We start from the raw sequence: 9839 nt of genomic DNA, 5'->3' as shown, positions 1-9839 counted from the left end.
TTGTTGTGATGAGTGTAGTCACAAAATTCAATTAGAAGCGATAAAGAATTTTTTTAGGTAATTAAACTAAAATTCCGGAAATCATAACTTAATTTTTATTTTAGAAGATTTTTTAAGAATAATGTCTAAATATAGAATGTAAATAAAGATGAAGTATACACAAAACAATTCGTTTAATCGATAAGTATATATTATGAAAATTGAGTTAGAAATAAAAACGGCAAGCTAGAATTCGCTTGCCGTTTTTTTATAGTTTTGTATGTATTTGTATACCTTTTGCTTTTTCTTTTTCGTTCTTTACGCGTACAATTAAATTATAAGATCCAGATTTTGGTGCTTCAAAAGAAAGTAAACCTTCTTTTTGAGAAGTGACTTCTTCTTCGTAAATGACCTTATCGTCTTTAGTGATTTGTAATAAAATTGTACCCTCTTCAACGGTTGCATCAAAAGGAAATTGTACATTTCCTTGTTCAGTTTTGATCGTTTGTACATCGTAATACCCTTTCAGGGAGCCAATGTTTAAAGTTGTTTCGCCGTTTTTTTGAACCTTGGTGACTTTTACTGCTGTATTACCACATGCGCTTAATAATACAACAAGAGTTAGAATGAGAAATAAACGTAGTAATTTCATAGTGATCCCCTTTTTATCATTATAAAATTTTTCCAATGCGTAAATTAGTTTATCATTTTTTTATAAACAAATATATACATTAAAACTAAAAGTTGTTATTTAGTGATAACCTCTTATATACCATTTGGTTTCTATTAGTCTAAGAAACTTCAGTACATGTTGAATATTCGATTAATAAAATGTTATAGGAGTTAAATATTTTATCTTACTATTAGATTACTTGAATGAAAAGAAAACACCGAAAGTATATATAAAAGCAGGTACTTTCGGTGTTTTCTTTTTTACTATCGTGAATACATTTTTGGACATTCATCACCACTTGGTTCATAAAAACAATGGCTTTTAAACTGTCCTACAAATGGCTGATTATACCATTCAGGTGGACAAGCTCCAACTGGACGGAAATACCAAAGAGCCCATCGTGCAGGCCAGCGCCATTCACCTTGTAAAACTTTTCGTGCGATTTCTTTTTCTGATTCACGAGCACGTTGATAAAAATATCCATATTGTACTGCTTCAAATCCGCCGGGGCTTTGATATACAGCGTCTCGTACGGTACGGAGTTGTTTAAAATCTAAGCAATCACAAAATACACGGTTTACTACAACGCATCCAACTAACTCCTCACCTTGGCGGCCTTCGCCTTCAGCTTCAGCACGAATTAAACGAGCTAGTAAATCAACATCACTTTCGTTGTATGGAATAAGGGGCATAGTGATACAACCTTTCTGTTATAGTAAAGAGTGTATGTTATAAAACAATCTGCGTGCTTTTTTACATAAAAATAACATTTAATTTTAAGAGGAGCTTGTATAAAAAGAGCTAATTAGTAATAGTAGATAAATATAAAAGGGAGAGGTATTATGTATCGAATTCATAAAGACCATATCATTTACTCAATGTCACCAGAAAATAAGCCTTGTATGGAAGTGGAAATTGGGAGCAGTCTTGTATTTGAAACATATGATTGCTTTGAAAATCAAATCGATTCTGAAGATGTTGTGTTTCAAGAATTAGATTGGAATCGAATTAATCCAGCGACTGGACCTGTATATGTTAAAGGAGCAGAACCTGGCGATATATTAGCCGTAACGATTGAAAAGATTAAAATTGCAGAGCAGGGCGTTTTAACTACAGGTGCAAACCTTGGTGTAATAGGGGATGAGTTAAATGAAAATACAGTGAAAATTGTCCCAATACATAATGAACATGTTTTGTTTTCAAGTGAACTACAAATCCCGATTAATCCAATGATTGGGGTAATTGGTACTGCACCGAAAGAAGAGAGCATTTCATGTGGCACACCGCATGATCACGGCGGGAATATGGACTGTAAAGAAATTAAAGAAGGAACAACATTACTACTACCAGTTAATGTCCCAGGAGCACTATTAGCGTTAGGTGATTTACACGCAGCAATGGGTGATGGTGAAATTGGTGTTAGTGGTGTAGAGGTTGCTGGTGAGGTAACGGTAACAGTTCAAATTATAAAAGAAAAGAAATGGCCGTTACCAATGGCTATTCAAAAAGAAAAAATGATGACGATTGCTTCAGAGAAATTGTTAGATGATGCAGCAAGTCGTGCTGTACATAATATGGTGACATTTTTACATGAAGAATTAGCAATGTCTAAAGCTGATGCAACTCTTTTATTATCGGCAGCAGGTAATTTAAAAGTTTGCCAAGTTGTGGATCCGTTGAAAACGGCGCGTATGGAATTAGGGATGGATTATGTGGAGAAACTAGGATTTACTTTTAGTAAATTTCATATTAAATAGATAAGGGACGAAAAAGGATGCTTTTGTATAAAAGCATCCTTTTTTAATTTACGGATTTTGTGAAAAGAGGTAGTATTTATTTTATATAAATATATTTGAGATTGTGGATTAAAAAGGAGTTCAATAATGGTCAAAATTATGATTGTAGAAGACGATATGAAAATTGCAGAACTATTATCAACACATGTTGCGAAATATGGTTATCAAGGAGTTATTGTATCGGACTTTCAAAATGTATTAGACATTTTTTTAGATGAACAACCAGAGTTAGTTTTATTAGATATTAATTTACCGAGTTTTGATGGGTACTTTTGGTGTCGTCAAATTCGCGGTGTTTCTACATGTCCGATATTATTCATTTCGGCTCGTGAAGGTACGATGGATCAAGTTATGGCGTTAGAAAATGGTGGCGATGATTTTATTCCGAAGCCTTTTCATTATGAAGTTGTAGTGGCGAAAATTCGTAGTCATTTAAGACGTGCATATGGAGATTATGCACCGAAACTAGAAGAGCGAATGATTGAGCAACAAGGCCTTTGTTTATATCCTGAAAGACTTGTATTGAAACTTAGAAACGAAGAGATTGATATAACGAGAAACGAAGCTATTTTATTAGAGACATTAATGAAAAATTATCCGCGTGTTGTGAGTAGAGAAGTGTTACTTAATAAATTATGGGATAGTGAATCTTATGTTGATGATAATACATTAAGTGTAAATACAACACGTGTGCGTAAAAAGTTACAAACGTTACATATAGAAGGTGCGATTGAAACGATTCGTAGTGTTGGATATAGATTGCATATTACTTGGGATACTGGTATAGAAAAATGATAAGATTATTTATACGTGATCATATACCACTTATTTGCTTTACTATAATTCAACTACTAGCTATATTTCTCGTATATTGGTTTGATGGGCATAATCATATTACAACGGCGTTATATGCAATGTTTCTAGGTATTTTCTTTATGGGAAGTTATTTAGTGTTTCGTTATTTTACACATCGTTCTTTTTATGAGCGCTTAGCAAACCCGATGCAATCTTTGGATGAATCTGTTCAAAAATCTGATTTTGCAGCTGTATCGGCTGCTCTTCAAGAACTACTTGAGGTGCAATATCGACATTATCAAAATCAGCTGCAAATGCAAGAGAGAAAAAATAATGACCATTTAACCTTTATGAATCAGTGGATTCATCAAATGAAAACACCTTTATCTGTAATAGAATTAATTACACAGGATGAAGTAGATTCACGTTTTGAAAGTATAAATGAGGAAACTGATCGATTAAAAAAGGGATTAGAAATGGCTCTGTATGTCGCACGTTTAGAAGCATTTACACAAGATTTTTATGTAGAAAGAGTACAACTACATAAAATAGTGAATGATTCGGTACATGAGCATAAACGGTTCTTTATCCGGAATTTTGTATATCCAGAGCTTGAAATTGATAAGGACATTACTGTAGAAAGTGATGCGAAATGGTTACAATTTTTAATTGGGCAAATACTATCGAATGCGATTAAATATTCATCAGGTAGTAGAGAAAAGATTAAAGTGAAAGCTTGTAAGGAAGGTAATACCGTTATACTTGAAATTGCTGATAATGGCGTAGGTATACCGAAGCAAGATTTACCAAGAGTCTTCAAACCTTTCTTTACAGGAGAAAACGGTAGAGATTTTAAAGAATCAACAGGAATGGGGCTATATCTCGTATATGAAATTACGAAGCAATTAGGACATAGTGTAGAAATCCATTCAGAAGTTGATAAAGGTACGGTAGTACGAGTAATATTTTTTAATGTGTAAAAAGTGATCAAGGCTAAAGAACGTTGGAGATAAGTTTTTTAGCCTTGTTTTGTATTTTTTAAAAAGTTTTCATATGAATAAATGATACAAATTAGTAAAAATTAAAGATATGAGCACATGAAATTGTAAAAATAAACTTGAAGAAAAATAATTGCTTTTGAAGTACAAATAATAATATTTACGCATACAATATTATCATGGTACAATTATGGTTATTAATGACAGAAAGGAATGATGGGTGGACGATGATTAACTAATCTTATTTTTAAATGTTGAAATTCAATAAATTTCAATTTCTAAAAAATAGGATTAGTCTGCCCAATTTCCATAGAACGGTATTGCTATTTATGTTACGTAATAGCTTATTTGGGTGTAAATATTTTAACGACTAATCCTGCCAAATTTATTTGGGAGGATTTTTTTATTCTCCCTTAATGAAAGGGATCGGTATTATGAAAGAACTATTAAAATTAAATGATGTTTATGTTGAAATAAAAGAAAATATGTTGTTAGAGAAAATGAATGTGACAGTAAAACAAGGGGATGTTATCGGATTAATTGGTAAAAACGGTGCTGGTAAATCAACGTTACTTCAATTAATAAATGGAAAGATTGAGCCTTCAAAAGGGATTGTTGAATGGCAGCAAATGAATATGACAACCGCATATGTTGAGCAAGAAATAGAATCTTTTATTAATAATGATGTAATTGCAAAAGAAGCAGAACTTCTTGCGAAATGGGGCGTGCCAACGAACGATTTTCATACTTTAAGTGGTGGTGAAAAGCTGAAAATTCGATTAGCAAAAGGATTTGCTGAAAATCCTAATGTCTTAATATTAGACGAACCGACAAATCATTTAGATGAGATCAGTACGGGATTTCTCATTAAACAAATAAAAAACATGAAAGGTACAGTTATCGTTGTATCACATGATCGATATTTTTTAGATGTTGTCGCAACAAAAATATGGTCAATTGAGGACAAAAAATTAATTGAGCATAGTGGTAATTATACGAGCTACATGAAAGCACGTGAGCATAAAAGAAAGACGCAGCAGCGTGAATATGAAAAGCAGCAAAAAAAGATAGAACAAGTAGAAACACATATAAAAGAATTGAGTTCATGGTCACAAAAGGCACACGCGCAGTCTACAAAACAAGAAGGTGTGAAAGAATTCTATCGTGTAAAAGCGAAGCGAATGGATGCACAAGTGAAGTCAAAACGAAAACGACTCGAAAAAGAGCTGGAGAAAACGAAAGTAGAACGTGTGAAAGAAGAGTATTCAGTTGAGTTTTCTATTCAAGCGAACAAAAAAGTAGGAAAACGCTTTTTAGAAGTGAAGCAATTAAAAAAAGACTTTCATGGGAAAGTATTATTTGAAAACGTTAATTTTACAATTCAGCACGGTGAGAAAGTTGCGATTGTTGGACCAAACGGTAGTGGGAAAACAACATTACTTAAGATGATTATGGGAACGGAAACTGCTGAAGGAGAAATATGGATTTCACCATCTGCAAACATCGGCTATTTAACACAAGAAGTTTTTGATTTACCGCTTGATAAAACACCAGAAAATTTATTTTTTAAAGAGACGTTTGAAGAAAGAGGAAAAGTCCAAAATTTAATGAAACATTTAGGATTCCAAGCGTCTCAATGGAAAGAGCCGATTGAGCATATGAGTATGGGAGAAAGAGTAAAATGTAAGCTAATGGCTTATATTTTAGATGAAAAAGATGTACTCATTTTAGACGAACCGACGAATCACTTGGATCTACCTTCACGTGAACAACTTGAAAATACATTAGCTGAGTATAACGGAACATTAGTAATTGTATCTCACGATCGATATTTTCTGGAGAAAACAACTAACACAAAACTCGTGTTTTCAAACAATACGATACAAAAGCAGCTAGAAGAACCTACTAAAACAAGAGATGATATTGAAGAGCTACGTTTAACGTTAGAAACAGAGAGACAAGAAGTATTAGGGAAATTAAGCTTTTTAACTTCTAAAGACAAAGAATATAAAGCACTGGATGAACGGTTTATGGAACTTACGAAGCAGATTAAAGAGCTATAACGTAAGTAAGGGGGATTAACATGGGAGAAGAGAGATTCACTAAGTTATTTAAAATAGATTGTGGAGATATATACTTGCAAGAATTTACGGTCAAAGATGCAGAGAGTATTTATAAAATAGCAAATCAACCGGAAATAGCAAAATTTTTACCAGACTGGAAATCAACGAAAGAACAAAGGGTGGATTGGATTGCAGATTATGAAATACCAGCAAACAAAGCATTTCTTGATGCAGTGAAAACTACGAATAACATAGATAATCATACGTTAAAGCTAGGAATATTTAAGAAAGCTACAAATGAACTCATTGGATGGTGCTGCACAGGTATGAAAGAAGAACTCCCTTCACCAAACAGAGAGATAATGTATGCTATCTCAAATGAATATCAAAATCATGGCTATGCTACAAAAGCGACTAAAGGTTTAATTGACTATTTGTTTAAAGAAACAAATTTAAATGTCCTTAACGCAATTGCTTTAATTAACAATGTAGCATCAAATAAAGTTATTGAAAAATGCGGGTTTATTTATAAGAGCCAACAGAGGATAGAAAATCAAATATATAATCATTATATATTGAGAAAATCTGAGTGGATAAAAATATAACGTTTGGTAGTAAAAGACCGATAGCAATCGGTCTTTTCTCATTTATATAATAAAGATTTATTATACATTATATTTCCTACTACTATACAATTATTATAAGATAGTTATGCGTTAATTTTAGTTTGAAATAATTATGTTGTCAGTTTTTTCAGAAATCTTACAAGCGTGTAAGGTAAATGAAAGATGAATCAATATGAGCTGTAAGACAATTCATTTACACTTTATAGTGAGCAGTGGAAATGAAGGGAGAATATACATGGAAATTTTACATGCAAAAAGTATTAGTAAAGTATATAAAGGGAAAGTACCTTATAAAGCATTAGTAGATATTGATTTATCAATTCAAGAAGGTGAATTTGTAGGAATTATGGGTCCATCAGGTAGCGGAAAAACAACGTTATTGAATATGGTATCTACTATTGATTCTCCATCATCGGGAGAAATATTTATTAATGGCACAAATCCTTTTCAATTATCATCAGAAGAATTAGCGTTATTCCGCAGAAAACAATTAGGATTTGTTTTTCAATCATTTAATCTTCTTAGCACACTTACTGTAAAAGAAAACATCGTATTGCCGATGACTTTAGATGGTGTTTCCGTGCAAGAAATGAACAAGCGATTGGAAGAGATTGCAGAGAAGTTAAATATTACAGATATATTGAATAAAAGAACGTTTGAAATATCAGGGGGACAAGCTCAAAGAACAGCAATCGCTCGTGCGATCGTTCATAAGCCGCAATTATTACTTGCAGATGAACCAACAGGGAACTTGGACTCTAAATCTTCAAATGATGTAATGGAGATGCTTGATATTCTTAATAAAGAAGAAAAAGCAACGATGATGTTAGTTACACATGATCCGTATGCTGCGAGTTTTTGCAGTAGAGTAGTATTTATTAAAGATGGTCAACTATATAACGAAATTTATTGTGGTGAAAGCAGACAAGCCTTTTATCAAAAGATTATGGATGTTCTTTCTTTGTTAGGAGGGAAAAGGCATGACTTTTCGTCAGTTCGCATTTAATAATATTTTTCGTAATAAGCGTACATATGCTGCCCATTTTTTAAGTAGTACATTTTCTATTATGGTTTTCTTTACGTATGCTCTTTTATTATTTCATCCTGATTTACAAGGGGAATTAAAATCAACAAGTGCAACAATGAGTGCATATGGTACGATGGGATTTACAATTTCGCAAGGTTTGATTTTTGTATTTTCATTTTTCTTTATTCTATATTCAGTTAGTTCATTTTTAAAAACTCGTAAGAAAGAATTTGGCATATTAATGATGCAAGGTATGTCAATGAGACAGTTTAAGAAATTATTATTAATTGAAAATATGTTGATTGGACTTGGTTCAATTTGTATAGGGATTTTCATTGGACTCATATTTTCTAAACTAGTCTTATTGATAAGCGCAAGTGTATTAATGATTAATAATGGTTTGCCTTTTTATACACCAGTGAAGGCTGTATTATTAACAGTTATCACTTTTCTTTTCTTATTTTTCATTGTTTCACTATTTACATTTAAAATGGTAAAAATAACGGAACTTGTGGAACTTATTCGAGCAGAGGAAAAACCAAAACCTGAACCGAAATCTTCAATTTTATTATCACTGCTTTCTTTAATTAGTATAGGATATGGATATTTCTCAGTATTTGGCTTTATTTCAAGTTCCAGTTTTACTACGCTCGGAATGGGTGTCCTACTAGTAATTGTAGGAACGTACTTTTTATATACACAGTGTAGCGTTTATATATTACATCTTGCTAAAAGGAGAGAATCTTTCTTTTTAAAAAGAACAAATATATTAACGTTTTCTGAATTAATTTACCGTATGAAAGATAATGCAACGATGTTTTTTATTGTATCTATTATTTCAGCAGTTGCATTTACAGCTATTGGTACAACAGCTGCTATTGGTAATAGAAATTTAGTGTGGATGACAAACCCATATACATTTCTGTATGAAAGCTCTGAAAACAACAAATTGGTAGATAAACATCTCTCTATTATAAAAAAACACCTCTTGGATGCAAATATTCCGTATCGAATGGCTTCATCTTCAAGTAAATTTACAGAAAGTAACGTAAATGTATTGAAATTAAGTGAATATAACGAACTTACGAGAGCACTCGGGTACCAACATGAAACGATTGAAAAAGAAGATGAAATTTTACTAATCCCTGGGAGGGTGTCACAAAAGCAAGAATTTAAAAATGGTGACTATAAAAAAAATATTGAAGTCATTCAAGGAGATTGGACAAAGACATTTCGTGTGAAGAAAACTGTAGAGAATTTAGTTTTACCACATGATTCTAGTAGTATTTATATTGCTGTTCAAGATCATGTGTATGATGAAATTCCTCTGACGAGTAATCCAGAGGATAAAGATATTCAACATCGTACTTACGGATTTGTTGTAGATGATTGGATAAGAACGAAAGAGATTTCAAATCAATTAAAGAGTATATTCGATAAAGATCTTAGGGACAGTGATTTCTACTTTGGAGCTTTAACATTAAACTTGTTGGAGGCAAAGCAAAAAAATGGTTTATTACTTATGGCAAGTGTTTTAGTCGGAATCGTTTTCTTTACATTTGCTGCTAGTTTTATTTATTTCCGATTATACACTGATTTGGACCGTGATCAACAACAATATAAAATGATTTCGAAAATGGGATTAAGTAAACAAGAGTTAAAAAAAGTTGTAACGAGACAGTTATTATTAATGTTCTTCTTACCGATTGCTGTTGCGGTGATTCATACTGTAGTAGCGTATACGGCACTGCAACAATTAGTTAGTTTTTCTATTTTAAATAGCTCGATTTTTATTTTAATTTCATTTATATGTATACAAGTTTTATATTTCTTTATTACTCGTTGGCGTTACCTACAAAAGCTTTATAAGACTATGGAGCAA

The 9839-nt window shown here is 32.2% G+C and carries 9 protein-coding genes; 7 read left to right on the top strand and 2 right to left on the bottom strand.

The window, feature by feature from the left end; genetic code table 11:
• Nucleotides 1-247: 247 nt before the first annotated feature.
• Nucleotides 248-631, bottom strand: a complete 384-nt coding sequence (locus tag GBN78_RS26515; RefSeq protein WP_000771814.1) for a BA_1872 family lipoprotein — start codon at nt 629-631, stop codon at nt 248-250.
• Between the two features lie 284 nt (nt 632-915).
• Nucleotides 916-1344 (bottom strand): cell wall hydrolase, encoded by a 429-nt coding sequence (locus GBN78_RS26510; RefSeq protein ID WP_001128398.1) that lies wholly within the window; start codon nt 1342-1344, stop codon nt 916-918.
• A 150-nt stretch (nt 1345-1494) separates the two neighbouring features.
• On the opposite strand from GBN78_RS26510, the gene GBN78_RS26505 reads away from it, so the two are divergent.
• From GBN78_RS26505 to GBN78_RS26475, 7 genes are all read left to right on the top strand, one after another.
• Nucleotides 1495-2409 (top strand): acetamidase/formamidase family protein, encoded by a 915-nt coding sequence (locus tag GBN78_RS26505; RefSeq protein ID WP_000285660.1) that lies wholly within the window; start codon nt 1495-1497, stop codon nt 2407-2409.
• Between the two features lie 126 nt (nt 2410-2535).
• Nucleotides 2536-3243, top strand: coding sequence for a response regulator transcription factor (locus GBN78_RS26500; RefSeq protein ID WP_000238990.1), 708 nt, complete (start codon nt 2536-2538; stop codon nt 3241-3243).
• A complete protein-coding gene (locus tag GBN78_RS26495; protein WP_030025701.1) occupies nt 3240-4223 on the top strand; it encodes a sensor histidine kinase in 984 nt (327 codons plus the stop codon). Before GBN78_RS26500 ends, GBN78_RS26495 begins: the two co-directional genes overlap by 4 nt.
• A 452-nt stretch (nt 4224-4675) precedes the next feature.
• Nucleotides 4676-6304 (top strand): ribosomal protection-like ABC-F family protein, encoded by a 1629-nt coding sequence (gene abc-f, locus GBN78_RS26490; RefSeq protein ID WP_088046339.1) that lies wholly within the window; start codon nt 4676-4678, stop codon nt 6302-6304.
• A 20-nt stretch (nt 6305-6324) separates the two neighbouring features.
• Entirely contained in the window at nt 6325-6909 is a 585-nt protein-coding gene (locus GBN78_RS26485; protein ID WP_000503529.1) for a GNAT family N-acetyltransferase, read from the top strand.
• A gap of 256 nt (nt 6910-7165) precedes the next feature.
• Nucleotides 7166-7936, top strand: a complete 771-nt coding sequence (locus GBN78_RS26480; RefSeq protein ID WP_152127881.1) for an ABC transporter ATP-binding protein — start codon at nt 7166-7168, stop codon at nt 7934-7936.
• Nucleotides 7911-9839, top strand: a 1929-nt coding sequence (locus GBN78_RS26475; protein ID WP_152127880.1) for an ABC transporter permease, incomplete at its 3' end; no start/stop codon positions are given. The genes GBN78_RS26480 and GBN78_RS26475, both read left to right, overlap by 26 nt.

The sequence above is a fragment of the Bacillus sp. B2-WWTP-C-10-Post-4 genome (genome assembly GCF_009183805.1).
Lineage (GTDB): Bacteria > Bacillota > Bacilli > Bacillales > Bacillaceae_G > Bacillus_A > Bacillus_A cereus.
Note: the sequence above shows the minus strand (reverse complement) of the source record. Positions and strands in the feature narration are given on the sequence as shown.

Coding starts and splice junctions, on each gene's coding strand:
- GBN78_RS26515 (WP_000771814.1), bottom strand. CDS start 631: ATGAAATTACTACGTTTATTTCTCATTCTAACTCTTGTTGTATTATTA.
- GBN78_RS26510 (WP_001128398.1), bottom strand. CDS start 1,344: ATGCCCCTTATTCCATACAACGAAAGTGATGTTGATTTACTAGCTCGT.
- GBN78_RS26505 (WP_000285660.1), top strand. CDS start 1,495: ATGTATCGAATTCATAAAGACCATATCATTTACTCAATGTCACCAGAA.
- GBN78_RS26500 (WP_000238990.1), top strand. CDS start 2,536: ATGGTCAAAATTATGATTGTAGAAGACGATATGAAAATTGCAGAACTA.
- GBN78_RS26495 (WP_030025701.1), top strand. CDS start 3,240: ATGATAAGATTATTTATACGTGATCATATACCACTTATTTGCTTTACT.
- abc-f (WP_088046339.1), top strand. CDS start 4,676: ATGAAAGAACTATTAAAATTAAATGATGTTTATGTTGAAATAAAAGAA.
- GBN78_RS26485 (WP_000503529.1), top strand. CDS start 6,325: ATGGGAGAAGAGAGATTCACTAAGTTATTTAAAATAGATTGTGGAGAT.
- GBN78_RS26480 (WP_152127881.1), top strand. CDS start 7,166: ATGGAAATTTTACATGCAAAAAGTATTAGTAAAGTATATAAAGGGAAA.